18 protein-coding genes are annotated in these 16,993 nt (G+C 63.4%); 9 read left to right on the top strand and 9 right to left on the bottom strand.

Going from position 1 to position 16,993, the window contains the following annotated elements; translation table 11 throughout:
• Positions 1 to 336: 336 nt before the first annotated feature.
• The gene (gene acs, locus JZZ72_RS11215) at positions 337 to 2,298 is read right to left on the bottom strand and encodes an acetate--CoA ligase (protein WP_043860282.1); all 1,962 of its coding nucleotides are present in this window, start codon (positions 2,296 to 2,298) and stop codon (positions 337 to 339) included.
• Positions 2,299 to 2,712: 414 nt separating this feature from the next.
• Between acs and JZZ72_RS11210 the strand changes: the two genes are divergently transcribed.
• Positions 2,713 to 2,973, top strand: a complete 261-nt coding sequence (locus tag JZZ72_RS11210; RefSeq protein ID WP_043860281.1) for a DUF2790 domain-containing protein — start codon at positions 2,713 to 2,715, stop codon at positions 2,971 to 2,973.
• Positions 2,974 to 3,060: 87 nt separating this feature from the next.
• On the opposite strand, the gene JZZ72_RS11205 is transcribed toward JZZ72_RS11210, so the two are convergent.
• Entirely contained in the window at positions 3,061 to 4,620 is a 1,560-nt protein-coding gene (locus JZZ72_RS11205) for a sigma-54-dependent phenylalanine hydroxylase transcriptional regulator PhhR (protein WP_043860280.1), read from the bottom strand.
• Positions 4,621 to 4,892: 272 nt separating this feature from the next.
• On the opposite strand from JZZ72_RS11205, the gene phhA reads away from it, so the two are divergent.
• From phhA to JZZ72_RS11185, 5 genes are all read left to right on the top strand, one after another.
• Positions 4,893 to 5,681: a phenylalanine 4-monooxygenase gene (gene phhA, locus JZZ72_RS11200; protein ID WP_043860279.1), complete on the top strand. Its 789-nt coding sequence runs from the start codon at positions 4,893 to 4,895 to the stop codon at positions 5,679 to 5,681.
• A gap of 44 nt (positions 5,682 to 5,725) precedes the next feature.
• Positions 5,726 to 6,082: a 4a-hydroxytetrahydrobiopterin dehydratase gene (locus JZZ72_RS11195; protein ID WP_036994257.1), complete on the top strand. Its 357-nt coding sequence runs from the start codon at positions 5,726 to 5,728 to the stop codon at positions 6,080 to 6,082.
• Complete coding sequence (locus tag JZZ72_RS11190) at positions 6,082 to 7,275, top strand: amino acid aminotransferase (protein WP_210014469.1); 1,194 nt, start codon at positions 6,082 to 6,084, stop codon at positions 7,273 to 7,275. Before JZZ72_RS11195 ends, JZZ72_RS11190 begins: the two co-directional genes overlap by 1 nt.
• A gap of 203 nt (positions 7,276 to 7,478) precedes the next feature.
• Positions 7,479 to 7,610, top strand: coding sequence for a hypothetical protein (locus tag JZZ72_RS28000; RefSeq protein ID WP_255002693.1), 132 nt, complete (start codon positions 7,479 to 7,481; stop codon positions 7,608 to 7,610).
• A 137-nt stretch (positions 7,611 to 7,747) separates the two neighbouring features.
• Complete coding sequence (locus tag JZZ72_RS11185; RefSeq protein ID WP_058540765.1) at positions 7,748 to 8,947, top strand: MFS transporter; 1,200 nt, start codon at positions 7,748 to 7,750, stop codon at positions 8,945 to 8,947.
• On the opposite strand, the gene arfB is transcribed toward JZZ72_RS11185, so the two are convergent.
• On the bottom strand, positions 8,941 to 9,354 hold the full coding sequence (gene arfB / locus JZZ72_RS11180) for an alternative ribosome rescue aminoacyl-tRNA hydrolase ArfB (protein ID WP_210014468.1): 414 nt from the start codon (positions 9,352 to 9,354) through the stop codon (positions 8,941 to 8,943). The two genes, JZZ72_RS11185 and arfB, sit on opposite strands and share 7 nt — an antisense overlap.
• 100 nt (positions 9,355 to 9,454) lie before the next feature.
• Positions 9,455 to 10,876 (bottom strand): amino acid permease, encoded by a 1,422-nt coding sequence (locus JZZ72_RS11175; protein ID WP_043864106.1) that lies wholly within the window; start codon positions 10,874 to 10,876, stop codon positions 9,455 to 9,457.
• A 426-nt stretch (positions 10,877 to 11,302) separates the two neighbouring features.
• On the opposite strand from JZZ72_RS11175, the gene JZZ72_RS11170 reads away from it, so the two are divergent.
• Positions 11,303 to 11,575 (top strand): hypothetical protein, encoded by a 273-nt coding sequence (locus JZZ72_RS11170; protein WP_152644145.1) that lies wholly within the window; start codon positions 11,303 to 11,305, stop codon positions 11,573 to 11,575.
• Positions 11,576 to 11,579: 4 nt separating this feature from the next.
• Here the strand turns inward: JZZ72_RS11170 and rluB are convergent, their stop codons facing one another.
• From rluB to JZZ72_RS11145, 5 genes are all read right to left on the bottom strand, one after another.
• Positions 11,580 to 12,644, bottom strand: a complete 1,065-nt coding sequence (gene rluB, locus JZZ72_RS11165; protein ID WP_043864107.1) for a 23S rRNA pseudouridine(2605) synthase RluB — start codon at positions 12,642 to 12,644, stop codon at positions 11,580 to 11,582.
• A 153-nt stretch (positions 12,645 to 12,797) separates the two neighbouring features.
• On the bottom strand, positions 12,798 to 13,562 hold the full coding sequence (gene scpB / locus JZZ72_RS11160) for an SMC-Scp complex subunit ScpB (protein ID WP_058540764.1): 765 nt from the start codon (positions 13,560 to 13,562) through the stop codon (positions 12,798 to 12,800).
• 18 nt (positions 13,563 to 13,580) lie between these two features.
• The gene (locus JZZ72_RS11155) at positions 13,581 to 14,279 is read right to left on the bottom strand and encodes a segregation and condensation protein A (RefSeq protein WP_162484885.1); all 699 of its coding nucleotides are present in this window, start codon (positions 14,277 to 14,279) and stop codon (positions 13,581 to 13,583) included.
• Positions 14,280 to 14,407: 128 nt separating this feature from the next.
• A complete protein-coding gene (locus tag JZZ72_RS11150; RefSeq protein WP_043864297.1) occupies positions 14,408 to 15,037 on the bottom strand; it encodes an L-threonylcarbamoyladenylate synthase in 630 nt (209 codons plus the stop codon).
• 13 nt (positions 15,038 to 15,050) lie between these two features.
• The gene (locus JZZ72_RS11145) at positions 15,051 to 15,914 is read right to left on the bottom strand and encodes a PHP domain-containing protein (RefSeq protein ID WP_210014467.1); all 864 of its coding nucleotides are present in this window, start codon (positions 15,912 to 15,914) and stop codon (positions 15,051 to 15,053) included.
• A gap of 66 nt (positions 15,915 to 15,980) precedes the next feature.
• On the opposite strand from JZZ72_RS11145, the gene JZZ72_RS11140 reads away from it, so the two are divergent.
• The gene (locus tag JZZ72_RS11140; RefSeq protein ID WP_043864111.1) at positions 15,981 to 16,577 is read left to right on the top strand and encodes a septation protein A; all 597 of its coding nucleotides are present in this window, start codon (positions 15,981 to 15,983) and stop codon (positions 16,575 to 16,577) included.
• Between the two features lies 1 nt (position 16,578).
• A complete protein-coding gene (locus JZZ72_RS11135; RefSeq protein ID WP_088514522.1) occupies positions 16,579 to 16,878 on the top strand; it encodes a YciI family protein in 300 nt (99 codons plus the stop codon).
• Positions 16,879 to 16,993: the final 115 nt, after the last annotated feature.

Below are 16,993 nucleotides of genomic sequence, written 5' to 3'. Positions count from 1 at the left end.
GCCGGAGATATTGACAGCTTTCGCGGAATATGCAAAAGCGAGAGACAAATAACCTATCAATCAAGCAATAACCGCGCCCATTATTGGCAAAGCCTTGTAATCCGGCAAGTGCAGCGTGGCAGCCATGCAAAATTGGCGTGGTGGATGCGCCCGGATCGGGCGGCGGCGTTTCCCAATGCCCCGTTTGTGTGCGAAACCGGTGACAGAAAAGGTTACCGATGAAAGTCGGCGTAACAGGCATGAAAAAGCCCCGCAGTGCGGGGCTTTGTGCTGACAGCCAACCGGCCCTATCGCCGGCAGGCCGACCCCTACAAGGGCCGGCCTGCCGGCGATGACTCAGGCCGACGCCAGGTTCATCGACTTGTGCGTGTCGATCAGGTGCTGCACCACACCCGGGTCGGCCAGCGTCGAGATGTCGCCCAGGCCGTCGTACTCGGCCGTGGCGATCTTGCGCAGGATACGGCGCATGATCTTGCCCGAGCGGGTTTTAGGCAGCCCTGGCGCCCACTGGATCACGTCTGGCGAGGCGATCGGCCCGATCTCCTTGCGCACCCAGTTCTTCAGCTCCAGACGCAATGCTTCGCTCGGCTCCTCGCCACCGTTGAGCGTGACGTAGACATAGATGCCCTGCCCCTTCAGATCATGCGGCACACCGACGACCGCCGCCTCGGCGACCTTCGGGTGCGCAACCATGGCGCTCTCGATCTCGGCGGTCCCCATGCGGTGGCCCGAGACGTTGAGTACGTCGTCGACCCGGCCGGTGATCCAGTAGTAGCCGTCTTCGTCGCGGCGCGCGCCGTCACCGGTGAAGTACATGCCGCGGAAGGTCTTGAAGTAGGTGTCGACGAAACGGTCGTGATCGCCGTACAGCGAACGCGACTGGCCCGGCCACGAATCGAGGATCACCAGGTTGCCCTCGGCGGCGCCGTCGATCAGGTTGCCCAGGTTGTCCACCAGCGCCGGCACCACGCCGAAGAACGGACGGGTGGCCGAGCCCGGCTTGAGCGCAGTGGCGCCCGGCAGCGGGCTGATCAGGATGCCGCCGGTCTCGGTCTGCCACCAGGTGTCGACGATCGGGCAACGCTCCTTGCCCACGGTGGTGTGGTACCAGTTCCAGGCTTCAGGGTTGATCGGCTCGCCCACCGAGCCCAGCAGGCGCAGGCTCGAACCGTCGGCATCCTTCATGGCCGCCTGACCTTCGGCCATCATCGCGCGAATGGCGGTGGGCGCGGTGTAGAGGATGTTGACCTTGTGCTTGTCGACGATCTTCGCCACACGGGTGATGTCCGGGTAGTTCGGCACGCCTTCGAACAGCAGGGTGGTGGCGCCGTTGGCCAGCGGGCCATAGACGATGTAGCTGTGACCGGTTACCCAGCCCACGTCGGCGGTGCACCAGTACACGTCACCAGGGCGATAGTCGAACACGCGCTCATGGGTCAGCGAGGCGTACACCAGGTAGCCGCCAGTGGTGTGCAGCACGCCCTTGGGCTTGCCGGTGGAGCCGGAGGTATAGAGGATGAACAGCGCTTCTTCGGCGCCCATCTCTTTCGGCGCGCAGTGGGCAGAAGCCACTTTCATCAGGTCTTCGTACCAGATGTCGCGGTGCTGGTGCCAGGCAATGTCGCCACCGGTGCGCTTGCACACGATGATCTTCTGCACGCTGGCGGTTTCCGGGTTGGTCAGCGCCAGGTCGACGTTGGCCTTGAGTGCGGTACGACGCCCGCCACGCAGCCCTTCGTCGGCGGTGATCACGACCTTGGACTTGCAGTCGATGATGCGCCCGGCCAGCGCCTCGGGCGAGAAGCCGCCGAACACCACCGAGTGGATCGCGCCGATACGCGCGCACGCCAGCATGGCGACCACGGCTTCGGGAATCATCGGCATGTAGATGGTCACCACGTCGCCGCGGTGCACGTCCTGGCCACGCAGGGCGTTGGCGAACTTGCAGACCTGCTCGTGCAGTTCGCGATAGGTGATGTTGCGGTGCTCGGAAGGGTCGTCGCCTTCCCAGATGATCGCCAGCTGATCGCCACGCTCGGCCAGGTGACGGTCCAGGCAGTTGTAGGAAACGTTCAGAGTGCCGTCGGCAAACCACTTGATGTCGACATGGTGGTCGTCGAACGAGGTCTGCTTGACCTTGGTGAAGGGCTTGATCCACTCGAGGCGCTGAGCTTGCTCGCGCCAGAAGCCGTCAGGGTTGATCACCGACTGCTGGTACATGGCCTTGTAGGTCGCCTCGTCGGTCAGCGTGTTGGCCGCAACCTCGGGACGCACGGGATACAGGGGAGCCGCACTCATCTTTGTTACCTCGGTGTAATAGTTGTTTTTGTATGACCTCGTTTTAACTGTACCAGAGCGCCAAGGGCCATTCGACGTTGGTAGTAACGGGACCTGCATTTGGTCCAACACTGCGCGTCGACCGCTCTGGCACGGGCGTTCCAGCGCGGCAACAGATAGAAAAATAAATCCCGAGGTGAAATTTCAACTGATTGTTACAGTTTCCGCCAACAGTGTTTATCAAAACGGGCTCTGTTTCGGGGCCCGCCACACTCCTAGAATTCACCTCGCCAGCAACGGCAACGCGAATTAACTGGTAACAGCCCCCACGAAGGCATGTTAATCCCGCGATAACCCTGAAAGTTTCAACTTGCTGCACACGCCGCGCCACAAGCGCAGCGTGACCCCTTACGACCTTAGACAGGTAACTTGAAGATGAAAGCTTTACTGGTATTGGCACTCGGTAGTTTTTGCGCATCGGCCATGGCGGCTGAAGTTGCAGATGTTTCCGCCGAGCAGATTCCGGTTGAACAATACAGTTACTCGCAACATCTGGACATCGCCAAAGTCATTTCCATGACCGAAGTCCCGAACGTCTGCGAAGTGGTTCCGGCCCGCATGACCTACGAGGACTCCCAAGGCCAGAAGCACATTCTCGAATACCGCGTCATGGGTAACGGGTGCTCCAACGGCTGATAGAGCACACTGACGGTAGTTGCGCCTCGGGCCTTGTGTCGACGAGGCGCACCCTCGCTGCAAACAGTAACTTCCCCGCCTTTAAAGTCACTCCACAACTTTACCGATTGCGTAATCACGCAACTTGTTGGCAATGGTGGTATGCGAAACGCCCAGGCGTTTACCCAGTGCTCTGCTACTGGGGAATTCACCCTGCAAACTTTCAAGTACGGCTTTTTCGAAACGACCGACTATTTGCGACAAGTCACCTTCCAGGGAAAACTCGCCCAAAGGTTGGCGCGCGCCATAATCGGGCAGGCGAATATGCTCGGCCTTGACCACCCCGCCGTCGCACAATGAAACCGCCTGGAACAGTACGTTCTCCAGTTGCCGCACGTTGCCCGGCCAATGGTATTGGCTCAGGCGCTCCATCGCCGCCGGTGCCAGGCTCGGCAACGGGCAGCCAATCTGACGGCTGGCCTGGTCGAGAAAATGCTCCACCAGCGGCGCCAGGCCGTCCAGGCACTCGCGCAGCGGTGGAATGTGCAGCGACAGTACGTTGAGGCGGTGATACAGGTCCTGGCGAAACTCGCCGCGGGCGCACAACTCCGACAAGTCCACCTGGGTCGCGCAGATCACCCGCACATCCAGGTACACCTCCTCGTCACTGCCCACCCGGCGAAAGCAACCGTCCTGCAGAAAGCGCAACAGCTTCACCTGCAGGCGCGGGCTCATCTCACCCACGCCGTCGAGAAACAGCGTGCCGCCCGCGGTCAGTTCCAGCAGGCCAAGCTTGCCCTCGGCGCGGGCGCCTTCGAACGCCCCCGGCCCGTAGCCGAACAGCTCGGTCTCGGCCATCGACTCGGGCAGCCCGGCACAGTTGAGCGCCATCAGCGGCGCCTGCCCACGCGGACTGGCCAGGTGGCAGGCACGGGCCAGCAGCTCCTTGCCGGTACCGGTCTCGCCCTCGATCAGCAGTGGCGCATCCAGCGGCGCCATGCGACGTGCCTCGCGCACCACCGCCGCCATCACCCTGGAGCTCTGGAAAATGCTGTCGAACCCACGCAGCTCCTGCTTGCGCACGTTGTAGATGCGTTCGCCGATGCGGTCAGCCCGGTGCAGGGTCAGCACGGCCCCTGCCAGCGCCTCGCTGTCATCGTGCTCGGACTGCAGCGGTGCGATATCGGCCAGGAACACATCGCCTTTGATCTTCACCCGCAAGCCGTTGATGCGTGACTTGTTGGCCCGCACCAACTCCGGCAGGTCGAAATCCTCGGCATACCGCGACAATGCAATGCCCGGCACTTCGTCCACCCGCACCCCGAGCAACTGCGCCGCCGAACGGTTGGCCGCGACGATCGAGCCCCCCATGTCGATCGACAGCACGGGAAAATCCAGCGCACCCAGCAAGGCATTGAGCTCCATGTGCCGGCGCTCGCTGGGCATCAGGCCCACCCGCTTGACCCCGAACACGCCGGTAATGGCTTCGAACTTGGGGCGCAGCGCCTGGAACTGCAGGTTGATCAGGTTCGGGCAGTGCAGGTAGATGGCATTGCCATGCTCGCCCCCCACCTCGCCGCGGGCCACGTTGATCCCGTACTCGACCAGCAGGTTGAGCATGTCGCGCAAGATACCGATGCGGTTCTGGCAGTGCACTTTGATACGCATGAAAGGTCCTACAAACAAGAAGACGAGGCCAACTATCTGCACAACGGCATGAATTCTCGTAAAGAATACGTTACAAAAAGGCGGATTCACAGCTACCAGCACCTGCGTTTTTTCGGCACTTCGGCACCACCGTAAAATCTGCGTTACAAAAATACGGTTGAACCGCCCGCCGGGCACGAGGCAACGGGATGCAAACACCAGGGTGAGGGGGTATTCCTAGGGCATGGCGAAAGCCACCCTATAACAATAAAGGCCCTCATCAGGAGAGCAGCATGAAACAGACGCACTACGTGGCCCGCGAGCCCGATGCGCAGGGTTTTATCGATTACCCGCCGCAGGAACATGCGGTGTGGAATACCCTGATCACCCGCCAGCTGAAGGTGATCGAGGGGCGCGCGTGCCAGGAGTACCTGGACGGCATCGAACAACTGAACCTGCCTCATGACCGCATTCCGCAACTAAGCGAGATAAACCAGGTACTGGGCGCCACCACCGGCTGGCAAGTTGCCCGCGTGCCGGCCCTGATCCCCTTCCAGACCTTCTTCGAACTGCTGGCCAGCAAGCGCTTTCCGGTGGCCACCTTCATTCGCACCGAAGAAGAACTCGACTATCTGCAAGAGCCCGACATCTTTCACGAGATCTTCGGCCACTGCCCGCTGCTGACCAACCCCTGGTTTGCCGAATTCACCCACACCTACGGCAAACTCGGCCTGGCCGCGACCAAGGAACAGCGCGTCTACCTGGCCCGCCTGTACTGGATGACCATCGAGTTCGGTCTGGTGGACACCCCGCAGGGCCGCAGGATCTACGGCGGCGGCATCCTCTCCTCGCCCAAGGAAACCGTCTACAGCCTGTCCGACGAACCGGAACACCAGGCCTTCGATCCGCTCGAGGCCATGCGCACGCCGTATCGCATCGATATCCTGCAGCCGGTGTACTTCGCCCTGCCGCAGCTCAAGCGCTTGTTCGACCTGGCCCACGAAGACATCATGGGCATGGTTCAACGCGCCATGCAGCTGGGCCTGCACGCCCCCAAATTCCCCCCCAAGGTGGCCGCTTGAGCCACCCTGTACACCTATAACAACCACTTGCGGAAGAATCACCTATGAACGCCTTGAACCAAGCCCATTGCGAAGCCTGCCGTGCCGACGCCCCACAGGTCAGCGACGAAGAACTGCCGGTACTGATCAAGCAGATCCCGGATTGGAACATCGAAGTGCGCGACGGCATCATGCAGCTGGAAAAAGTGTTCCTGTTCAAGAATTTCAAACATGCCCTGGCGTTCACCAACGCAGTGGGCGAAATCTCCGAAGCCGAAGGCCATCACCCTGGCCTGCTGACCGAGTGGGGCAAGGTCACCGTGACCTGGTGGAGCCACTCGATCAAGGGCCTGCACCGCAACGACTTCATCATGGCCGCGCGCACCGATGAGGTCGCCAGCACCGCAGAAGGTCGCAAGTAATGCACTTCGGCGCCATCGCGCGCGTGCCAGGCGACCCGATTCTGGGGCTGATGGAGGCGTACGCCAGGGACACCAACCCCGACAGGTTCGACCTGGGGGTTGGCGTGTTCAAGGACGCCCAGGGCCTTACCCCGGTGCCCAAGGCGGTCAAGCTGGCCGAACAGCGCCTGCTCGACGCCCAGACCAGCAAAAGCTACGTAGGCGGTCACGGGGATGCAGCCTTCGGACAACTGATCGCGCAACTGGTACTCGGTGACGACGCGCCACTGCTCGCAGCCCGGCGCGCAGGCGCCACGCAAACCCCGGGCGGCACCGGCGCACTGCGACTGGCGGCGGAGTTCATCCGCCAGTGCCTGCCAGGGCGTGGCATCTGGCTGAGCGACCCGACCTGGCCGATCCACGAAACGCTGTTCGCCAGTGCCGGCCTGAAGGTCAGCCACTACCCCTATGTGGGCGCAGACAACCGCCTGAACGTGACCGGCATGCTCGCGGCACTGGAATCGGTGCCCACGGGCGACGTGGTGCTGCTGCACGCCTGCTGCCACAACCCCACCGGCTTCGACCTGTCGCAGCAGGACTGGCAGGCGGTGCTGGAAGTGGTCAAGCGCCGCGAACTGCTGCCGCTGATCGACTTCGCCTACCAGGGCTTCGGTGACGGGCTGGAGCAGGATGCCTGGGCCGTGAGGCTGTTTGCCCAGGCCCTGCCGGAGCTGCTGGTGACCAGTTCGTGCTCGAAGAACTTCGGCCTGTACCGCGAGCGCACCGGTGCGCTGCTGGTATGCGCCGACAGCGCCGAAAAGCTGCAGGATGTGCGCAGTCAGCTGGCATCCATTGCACGCAACTTGTGGTCGACGCCGCCAGACCATGGCGCGGCGGTGGTGGCGACGATTCTTGGCGATCCGGCGCTCAAGCGCCTGTGGGCCGATGAAGTCGACGCCATGCGCCAGCGCATCGCCATGCTGCGGGTCGGCCTGGTCGAGGCGCTGCAGCCCCATGGGCTGAGCGAGCGGTTCGCGCATATCGCTGCGCAACGCGGAATGTTCTCCTACACCGGCCTCTCACCGCAGCAAGTGACGCAACTGCGCGAGAAGCACAGTGTGTACATGGTCGGTACCGGGCGGGCGAACATCGCCGGGGCGGATGCGGCCAGGCTGCAGGTGCTGGCGGCGGCCATCGCGGACGTCTGTCGCTGAAGCCTTCGTCGGCAAGGCCGGCTCCTACAGGGACGACGTCGATCCGTGTAGGCGCTGGCCGTGCCGGCGAAGCCGCTGAAGGCCACCAATCAGCAGGAAAATTCATACTGTCATCCAGACTCCTGTATCCTGCCCAGGCTTTATCGAAGCCAAGCGCGCCTTGCGCAGCCTTTCCACCTTATAAACTTGCGAGGAACGACGAGATGCATGAAATCCCGAATCTTCCCTTCCCAAGCCTGAACCAAGCCGAGCAGCCTGCTGCTCCTCTCAGCGCCGAACCTGCCCACGTGGCAGATTCCGATGGCGACGAAACCCCGAGCGCCGAACAGGAATAAACCGCGCACTATCCGGCGTGTGAAAACCACTACGACAGGGGACGACCCCGGCAACGGGTTTTCACACCGCCAAGAACCCTCCCCGCGCTCCACAGGTCTATGATAGGCACTCCAGCCCGTCACCTCCCGGACCTTCCATGCCTGTCACACCGCGCCCCCTGGCGGTCACCCTGCAAGTCGTCTCCATCGTGCTGTTCACCTTCATCGGCTACCTCAACATCGGCATTCCCCTGGCCGTGCTGCCCGGCTTCGTGCACGACACCCTGGGGTTCGGCGCCGTGGTCGCCGGCCTGGTGATCAGCGTGCAATACCTCGCCACCCTGCTCAGCCGCCCCTATGCCAGCCGCCTCATCGACAATCAGGGCTGCAAGCGTGCGGTGATGTACGGCCTGGCCGGCTGCGGCCTGAGCGGCGTGTTCATGTTGCTGGCCGCCTGGCTGCAGGCCACGCCCTGGATGAGCCTGACCAGCCTGCTGGTGGGGCGCCTGGTGCTGGGCAGCGCCGAAAGCCTGGTGGGTTCGGGCGCCATCGGCTGGGGCATCGGCCGGGTGGGCGCGCAGCACACCGCCAAGGTGATCTCCTGGAACGGCATCGCCAGCTACGGCGCGCTGGCCATCGGCGCACCGCTGGGGGTGGTGCTGGTACAGCAGCTGGGGCTGTGGAGCATGGGCGTGAGCATCCTGCTGCTGTGCGCGGCAGGCCTGGCGCTGGCCTGGCCCAAGCAGGCGGCGCCGATCGTCAGTGGCGTGCGCATGCCGTTTCTGCATGTGCTGGGGCGGGTGTTCGGGCATGGCTCGGGGCTGGCGCTGGGCTCGATCGGCTTTGGCACCATCGCCACCTTCATTACCCTGTACTACGCCAGCCAGTCCTGGCACAACGCCGCCTTGTGCCTGAGCCTGTTCGGCGCCAGCTTCATCAGCGCACGCCTGCTGTTCGGCAACCTGATCAACCGTCTGGGCGGCTACCGTGTCGCCATTGCCTGCCTGAGCGTGGAGACGATCGGCCTGTTGCTGCTGTGGCTGGCCCCCAGCGCCGAACTGGCACTGGCCGGTGCGGCACTGAGCGGCTTCGGCTTTTCGCTGGTATTCCCGGCGCTGGGGGTAGAGGCGGTCAATCTGGTGCCGGCGGCCAACCGCGGTGCCGCGGTGGGGGCCTACTCACTGTTCATTGACCTGTCGCTGGGTATAACTGGACCACTGGCGGGGGCCGTGGCGGCAGGTTTCGGCTTTGCCTCGATCTTTCTGTTTGCGGCAATCGCCGCCTTGTGCGGCCTGCTGCTCAGCCTTTACCTGTACCGCCAGGCACGACTGAACCCGGTACGCCACACGCTTCAGTAGTCGATCTTGCCGCGCCCGGCCTTGATCGCCCTGCGCTTGCTCTTTGACTCCAGGCGACGGGTCTTGGAGCCCAGGGTCGGGCGCGTAGGCCGCCGCGCCTTCTCGACCTTCACCGCCGCCAGAATCAGTTCGCGCAAGCGCTCCAGGGCGTCGGCCCGGTTCTGCTCCTGGGTACGGTATTGCTGGGCCTTGAGCACGATCACCCCGTCGCTGGTGATCCGGCTGTCACGCAGGCCCAGCAACCGTTCCTTGTGAAACGGCGGCAGTGACGAGGCATTGATGTCAAAGCGCAGGTGCACGGCGCTGGAGACCTTGTTGACGTTCTGCCCACCGGCGCCCTGGGCGCGAATGGCGTTCAATTCGATCTCGTCATCGGGAATGTGCACGGCGTTGGAAATGATCAGCATGGGCCTGGCTTTGCGCGAATTGGCCTTCAGGATACCCGCCCTGGTGCACAAAACCAAAAAGCCCGGCACAAGGCCGGGCTTTCATTGCAGCATCCTGCGCTTACTTGAGGGCGGCGCTCGGCACTGCAGGGGCGCCGTTGGCGCTGCGCTTGCTCTTGAGCCAGTAGAAGCCCCACATCACCACCAGCCATACCGGAATCGCGTACACCGATACACGGATGCCCGGCATCAGCAGCATGATGCCCAGGATGAACACCACGAACGCCAGGCAGAGGTAGTTGCCGTAGGGGTAGATCAGCGCGCGGAACAGCGACTTCTGACCGGTACGGTCCATGTGCTGGCGGAACTTGAGGTGCGAATAGCTGATCATCGCCCAGTTGATCACCAGGGTCGCCACCACCAGCGACATCAGCAGCTCCAGGGCGCTGTGCGGCATCAGGTAGTTGAGCAGCACCGCCACCACGGTAACGGCTGCCGACGCCAGAATCGAGCGTACCGGCACGCCACGCTTGTCGATCTTGGCCAGGCTGGCCGGCGCATCACCCTGCTCGGCCATGCCGTAGAGCATGCGCGCGTTGCAGTAGGTGCCGCTGTTGTACACCGACAGCGCCGCGGTCAGCACCACGAAGTTGAGGATATGCGCTGCGGTGTTGCTGCCCAGCAGCGAGAACACCTGCACGAACGGGCTGGCGCTGTAGGCATCGCCCGAGCTGGTCAGGCTGCTGACCAGGCTGTCCCACGGGGTCAGCGACAGCAGTACTACCAGGGCACCGATGTAGAAGATCAGGATGCGGTAGATGACCTGGTTGATCGCCTTGGGGATCACGGTCTTCGGCTTGTCGGCCTCGGCTGCGGTGAACCCGAGCATTTCCAGGCCGCCGAAGGAGAACATGATGATCGCCATGGCCATCACCAGGCCGCCGACGCCGTGCGGGAAGAAACCGCCGTGGGCCCACAGGTTGGTGACCGAGGCTTCAGGGCCGCCGCTGCCACTGACCAGCAGGTAGCTGCCCAGGCCGATCATGCCGACGATGGCCAGCACCTTGATGATCGCGAACCAGAACTCCGCCTCGCCGAACACCTTCACGTTGGCCAGGTTGATCGCGTTGATGAGGATGAAGAATGCGGCTGCCGAGGCCCAGGTGGGGATCTCCGGCCACCAGTAGTGGACATACTTGCCGACCGCGGTCAGCTCCGACATCCCCACCAGGATGTACAGCACCCAGCAGTTCCAGCCCGACAGGAAGCCGGCGAAACCGCCCCAGTACTTGTGGGCGAAGTGGGCGAAGGAGCCGGCCACCGGCTCTTCGACGATCATCTCGCCCAGCTGGCGCATGATCAGGAAGGCAATGAAGCCGCAGATCGCATAGCCCAGGATCATCGACGGGCCGGCCGATTGCATCACCCCGGCCGAACCCAGGAACAGGCCGGTGCCGATGGCGCCACCGAGGGCGATCAGCTGGATGTGGCGGTTTTTCAGGCCACGCTTGAGCTCACCTGAATGCGAGTTTTGTCCACTCATGAACGGAGTCACCTGTTTGTTTTTATCTGTGACGGAATCGGACCCACCGCGCTCGTGGCGCAGCGGAATTAACAAGGTGGTATACCTTGAGGAGTCTTGGACCAGAGCCTTCGGCACGGGCGGCAGCCCGAGGCGAATCAGCCCGGAGTCAGCAAGGTTGCGCGGTACGCAGTTGGGTCACAGTTAAAACGCGGCGCATTGTATACCCTTGCTTTGGCGCAGGGGTCAACACGTTGCGTGACTGTCGGATGACAAGACGCAGCGGTCCGGCGGGGGTTCTGGAGCCTGGGGGAGTGTACGGCGTGCATGGCGCCTCCATTTCTTGTTATGGCTTGCCCAGCTCTGCGGCGGGGCTTTTGCACTTGGCAATGGCGGCTATCACACCGTGGTTGCGGGGGTTGGGCAAGAGGTTGACGTGGACGGAAGGTGAGCGTCGCCGACGTTTTCGGCAAGGTTTGTTTACAGCCTGAAGGATGGGCTGGCTTGCCCAATCAGTACGCCACAAGTCGTAACGAATTATTTACGACGTGGTTCAAAAAGTTTCCACTGGTTGCCTTGGAGTGTCTGCGCCGGCCCTCCGCCGGCAACGCCGACTCCTACACTGCGAGTGCAATGCCTGTAGGAACCGGCCTTGCCGGCGAAGGGCACGTGAAAACACCACAGGCACAAAAAAGCCAACCCGAAGGTTGGCTTGTGTGAGCGCTTACTCAGCCCGCGGCGGCTTGCCACGGCTGCTGCCCGGCCGCTTGGGTGCGGAGCCGGCCGGCTTGCGCTTGTTCATGTCGCTCGGACGCTCGGCCACGGTGCTGCGGCCCTTGCGTGGCGAGTCGTCACGCGGCTGGCGCGCTGCGCGCTCGGTGGGCGCGCCACCTTCCTTGGCCGGGCGCAGGGTGCGCACGCGCTCGCCACGGCCCACCGGCTTGGACGACTTGCGCTGCATGCGCTCGAGCTTGTCCTTGACCTTGGCCTTCATCGCTGGCATCGCCACCGGCTTGAGCCCCACTTCGGCAGCCAGGATGTCCACTTCGCCCTGGCTCATTTCGCGCCAGCGGCCCATCGGCAGGTCGCTGTTGAGGAACACCGGGCCAAAGCGCACACGCTTCAGGCGGCTGACCACCAGGCCCTGGGATTCCCACAGGCGACGCACCTCACGGTTGCGGCCTTCCATCACCACGCAGTGGTACCAGTGGTTGAAACCTTCACCGCCCGGGGCTTCCTGAATGTCGGTGAAACGCGCCGGACCGTCTTCGAGCACCACGCCCGCCTTCAGGCGCGCGATCATGTCTTCGTCCACTTCGCCGCGTACACGCACTGCGTATTCACGGTCCATTTCGGACGACGGGTGCATCAGGCGGTTGGCCAGCTCACCATCGGTGGTGAACATCAGCAGGCCGGTGGTGTTGATGTCCAGGCGACCGACGTTGATCCAGCGGCCCTCTTTCGGGCGCGGCAGGCGATCGAACACGGTCGGACGACCTTCCGGGTCGTCACGGGTGCAGATCTCGCCGTCGGGCTTGTTGTACATGATGACGCGGCGCACGGTCTCTGCGGCTTCTTCACGCTTGATCAGGCGGCCGTCGACCGAAATCGCGTCGTGCATGTCGACGCGCTGGCCAAGGGTGGCGTCCACGCCATTGACCTTGATGCGACCCTGGCTGATCCAGGCCTCGACGTCGCGGCGCGAACCCACGCCGATGCGCGCGAGTACCTTTTGCAGTTTTTCGCCGGCTGGACGCGGCGGGCTATCGTGCAGATCCTGTTCACTCATCTGGGCACCTCCCGGTGTAGTGCTGCTGAAAATCATTGAATTGGCCAAACAAGCGCCAAAAAAGGTCGCGAATCATACGCCGAACCGACGACAAACGCACCACAGACTAGCCGATATTGCACCCCAGGACGCTGTTTTCCGCTCGAAGGCTGCTCAGCCCTGCGGCGAACCGGGCGCTGCCTGGCCCTCATCGGGTTCATCGGCCTCCTCGAGCAGGTCGTCGAAGTCGGTCTTGAGCCCCTGCTCCATCGAGTCCAGCTCCAGCAACAGGCTGTGAAAGCTGGTCTCCTCGACCGGTGCTTCGGGCTCGGCGCTCTCGTCGGCCAGGGCCTGCAGGTGGGCTGGCACCGGTGCGTCATCCACTTCCAGCAATGGCTCGGGCTCCATCTCGCGCAACTCGGCCAGCGAGGGCAGCTCGTCGAGGTTCTTCAGGTTGAAGTGGTCGAGAAAGGCCTTGGTGGTGGCGAACATCGCCGGTTTGCCGGGCACTTCGCGGTAGCCCACGATGCGCACCCACTCGCGCTCGAGCAGGGTCTTGATGATATTGGTGTTCACCGCCACGCCCCGCACATCCTCGATCTCGCCACGGGTGATTGGCTGGCGATAGGCGATCAGCGCAATGGTTTCGAGCAACGCACGCGAATAGCGCTGCGGCCGTTCTTCCCACAGCCGCCCGACCCAGGGCGCGTAGTCCTCGCGGATCTGCAGGCGGTAGCCCGAGGCCACCTCCTTGAGCTCGAACGCGCGCCCGGCACAGGACTTGCGCAGCACCTCGAGGGCCTTCTTGAACACGCCGGGCTCAGGGCGCTCGGCCTCTTCGAACAGCTCGTACAGGCGCTCCAGCGATTGCGCCTTGCCAGAGGCGAGCAGGAAGGCTTCCAGCAGCGGCGCCAGGTCACGGGGGTCGGTCAGGTTCATTGGGGTGCTCGTGTACGGTTATTCGGCCCGGGCGCGGACATGGATGGGAGCGAAGGGCTCATTCTGCACCAGTTCGACGAGAGATTCCTTGACCAGTTCGAGGATGGCCATGAAGGTCACCACCACCCCCAGCTTGCCCTCCTCGGCCGTGAACAGCTCGACGAAGGGCACGAAGCCGCCGCCCTTGAGGCGCTCGAGCACATCGCTCATGCGCTCGCGGGTCGACAGCGCCTCGCGGCTGACCTGATGGCTCTCGAACATGTCGCCGCGGCGCAGCACCTCGGCCATCGACATCAGCACCTCTTCCAGCGCAACGTCGGGCAACAGCTTGCGCGCCTTGGCCTGGGGTGCCTCCAGGCGCGGTACGATCACCTCGCGGCCAACCCGGCTCAGGCCGTCGATGCCTTCGGCGGCGGCCTTGAAACGTTCGTACTCCTGCAGCCGGCGAATCAGTTCGGCACGCGGATCGTCCTCTTCCTGCTCCACTTCGGCAGAGCGCGGCAGCAGCATGCGCGACTTGATCTCGGCCAGCATCGCGGCCATCACCAGGTACTCGGCGGCCAGTTCCAGGCGTACGGTCTTCATCAGCTCGACATAGCCCATGTACTGGCGCGTGATCTCCGCCACCGGGATGTCGAGAATATCCACGTTCTGCTTGCGAATCAGGTACAGCAGCAGGTCGAGCGGGCCCTCGAAGGCTTCGAGGAACACTTCCAGCGCATCGGGCGGGATGTACAGGTCCACCGGCATCTCGGTCATGGCTTCGCCATACACCATCACCAGTGGCAGCTCCTGCTGGGCGCCGGCCTGTGGGTCCAGGGCCGGCTCGACCGCAGCGACCTGGTTCACGCTTCGGCCATGAAGGGCGCCGGGTCGCCGCAGCCTTCACGCACCAGCACCGCCTCCTCCCCGGTCAGGTCGATGATGGTGGAGGCCTTGAGGTCGCCGTAACCGCCGTCGATGATCAGGTCGACCTGTTTTTCCAGGCGCTGACGGATCTCGTACGGGTCGGTCATGGGTTCGTCGTCGCCTGGCAGGATCAGGCTGACGCTCATCAACGGCTCGCCCAGCTCTTCGAGCAAGGCCAGCAGAATGGGGTTTTGCGGCACGCGCAGGCCGATGGTGCGGCGCTTCTCGTGCAACAGCAGGCGCGGTACTTCGCGGGTGCCATTGAGGATGAAGGTATAGGGCCCCGGCACATGCGCCTTGAGCAGGCGGAACGTGGCGGTGTCGATCTTGGCGAACAGGCCCATCTGCGACAGGTCGCAGCAGATCAGCGTGAAGTTGTGGCTCTTGTCCAGCCCGCGCAAGCGGCGCACGCGCTCCACGGCAGACTTGTCGCCGATCTGGCAACCCATGGCGTAGGACGAATCGGTAGGGTAGACCACCACCCCACCCTTGCGGATGATCTCGACGGCCTGCTTGATCAGGCGCGGTTGCGGGTTTTCCGCATGAATCTGGAAAAATTGACTCACGTTTTCTACCTGTTCAGACGGGTGCAGTGGGCTGCTCATGTTTGAATCGACGCCACAGGGGTGGCAGGTCCTCCGGCAACGGCCGGTAGACACCGATCTCAGACCAGGCGCCCGGGCCATGGAAATCGCTGCCGGCGCTGGCCAGCAGACCGAACTCACGGGCCAGGATCGACATCGTGCCCACCTGTTCGGCGGGCATCATCCCGTTCACCACTTCCAGCGCCTGGCCACCTGCTTGAATATAGTCGGCAATCAGGCGTCGACGCTTGCTGCGGGTTAATTCGTAGTGCATCGGGTGGGCAAGGCTGACCCATGCGTGGGACTGGCGCAGGGTCTGCACGGTGTCTTCCAGGCTTGGCCAGTGCAGCTTCACATCCCCCAGCTTGCCGGCGCCCAGCCACTTGCGAAAGGCTTCGCCGCGGTCCTTGACGTGGCCGGCACGCACCAGGTACTCGGCAAAGTGCGGACGGGCCGGCGCATTGCCGCTGTCGCCCAGCTCCTGCTGGATGGCACGGGCGCCGTCCAGCGCGCCGGGCATGCCCTTGAGCGCCAGCCGCCGGTCGATTTCCTCGGAGCGCAGCCAGCGTCCACGGTGCAGCGACTCGACGGCGCGCTGCAGCGGTTCGGCATCGAGCGGGAAGTTGTAGCCCAGGATGTGAATCGTCGCCCCGCCCCAGGCGCAGGACAGCTCGACCCCGCTGACCCACTGCATGTCCAGCGCCTGGGTGGCAGCCTGGGCTTCGAGCTGGCCTTCGAGGGTGTCGTGGTCGGTCAGCGAAAGCATCCGCACGCCGTGTTCATGGGCGCGAGCGACCAGCGCCGTGGGCGACAGGGCGCCATCGGAAGCGGTGCTGTGGCAGTGCAGATCAACATTCATAGGTGGCGCATACGCTCTCATTGATGTTTGTTATTATGCCGTCACATCCTGCTTCTGGCTGCCACTGTGAAACAATTCATCGATTTCATCCCGTTGTTCCTGTTTTTCATCGTCTACAAGCTCGACCCGCGCACGGTCGACGTTGCCGGCCAGTCGTTCGAGCTGGGCGGCATCTACAGCGCCACGGCGGTGCTGATCATCAGTTCGCTGGTGGTGTATGGCGCATTGCTGATCCGCCAGCGCAAGCTGGAGAAGGGCCAGTGGCTGACCCTGGTGGCATGCCTGGTATTTGGCGGCCTGACCCTGGCCTTCCACAGCGAGACCTTCCTCAAGTGGAAGGCCCCGGCGGTGAACTGGCTGTTCGCCACCGCTTTTGCGGGCAGTCACTTCATTGGTGACCGTGTATTGATCAAGCGCATCATGGGCCATGCGCTGACCTTGCCCGAGCCGGTGTGGACACGCCTGAACCTGGCGTGGATCGCGTTCTTCCTGTTCTGCGGCGCGGCCAACCTGTTCGTTGCCTTCACCTTCCAGGACATCTGGGTGGACTTCAAGGTATTCGGCAGCCTGGGCATGACCGTACTGTTCCTGGTGGGCCAGGGTGTCTACCTGTCCCGTCACCTGCACGACAGCGACCCTACTACCCCCAAGACCGAGGACTGACATGCTCTACGCCATCATCGCCACAGACGTTGCCGATTCGCTGCAAGCCCGCCTGGCTGCACGCCCGGCGCACCTTGAGCGCCTGCAGCAGCTCAAGGCCGAAGGCCGCATCGTACTGGCCGGCCCGCACCCGGCGATCGACAGCAACGACCCTGGCGCGGCCGGGTTCAGTGGCAGCCTGATCGTCGCCGAGTTCGAGTCGCTCGAGGCTGCCAAGGCCTGGGCAGATGCGGATCCTTACATTGCGGCGGGTGTATATGCCGAAGTGCTGGTGAAGCCATTCAAGCAGGTCCTGCCGTAACCTGATCGGCGCGACGAGCCCATCGTCGCGCCGGTTCGCCTCACCTTCTGCGCACCTTCGCACACACTCGCTGCTCCCCTTCCTGGCTTTGCCCACTACAGCGGGCCTGTAGTGC

It is taken from the genome of Pseudomonas palmensis (assembly GCF_017848315.1).
GTDB classification, from domain to species: Bacteria; Pseudomonadota; Gammaproteobacteria; order Pseudomonadales; family Pseudomonadaceae; genus Aquipseudomonas; species Aquipseudomonas palmensis.
The sequence above is the reverse complement of the archived record's forward strand: the minus strand, read 5'-3'. Positions and strand labels throughout refer to the sequence as shown.

Coding starts and splice junctions, on each gene's coding strand:
- JZZ72_RS11175 (WP_043864106.1), bottom strand. CDS start 10,876: ATGAGTGGACAAAACTCGCATTCAGGTGAGCTCAAGCGTGGCCTGAAA.
- JZZ72_RS11135 (WP_088514522.1), top strand. CDS start 16,579: ATGCTCTACGCCATCATCGCCACAGACGTTGCCGATTCGCTGCAAGCC.
- arfB (WP_210014468.1), bottom strand. CDS start 9,354: ATGCTGATCATTTCCAACGCCGTGCACATTCCCGATGACGAGATCGAA.
- rluB (WP_043864107.1), bottom strand. CDS start 12,644: ATGAGTGAACAGGATCTGCACGATAGCCCGCCGCGTCCAGCCGGCGAA.
- phhA (WP_043860279.1), top strand. CDS start 4,893: ATGAAACAGACGCACTACGTGGCCCGCGAGCCCGATGCGCAGGGTTTT.
- JZZ72_RS11210 (WP_043860281.1), top strand. CDS start 2,713: ATGAAAGCTTTACTGGTATTGGCACTCGGTAGTTTTTGCGCATCGGCC.
- JZZ72_RS11205 (WP_043860280.1), bottom strand. CDS start 4,620: ATGCGTATCAAAGTGCACTGCCAGAACCGCATCGGTATCTTGCGCGAC.
- JZZ72_RS11190 (WP_210014469.1), top strand. CDS start 6,082: ATGCACTTCGGCGCCATCGCGCGCGTGCCAGGCGACCCGATTCTGGGG.
- scpB (WP_058540764.1), bottom strand. CDS start 13,562: ATGAACCTGACCGACCCCCGTGACCTGGCGCCGCTGCTGGAAGCCTTC.
- acs (WP_043860282.1), bottom strand. CDS start 2,298: ATGAGTGCGGCTCCCCTGTATCCCGTGCGTCCCGAGGTTGCGGCCAAC.
- JZZ72_RS11185 (WP_058540765.1), top strand. CDS start 7,748: ATGCCTGTCACACCGCGCCCCCTGGCGGTCACCCTGCAAGTCGTCTCC.
- JZZ72_RS28000 (WP_255002693.1), top strand. CDS start 7,479: ATGCATGAAATCCCGAATCTTCCCTTCCCAAGCCTGAACCAAGCCGAG.
- JZZ72_RS11145 (WP_210014467.1), bottom strand. CDS start 15,914: ATGAATGTTGATCTGCACTGCCACAGCACCGCTTCCGATGGCGCCCTG.
- JZZ72_RS11195 (WP_036994257.1), top strand. CDS start 5,726: ATGAACGCCTTGAACCAAGCCCATTGCGAAGCCTGCCGTGCCGACGCC.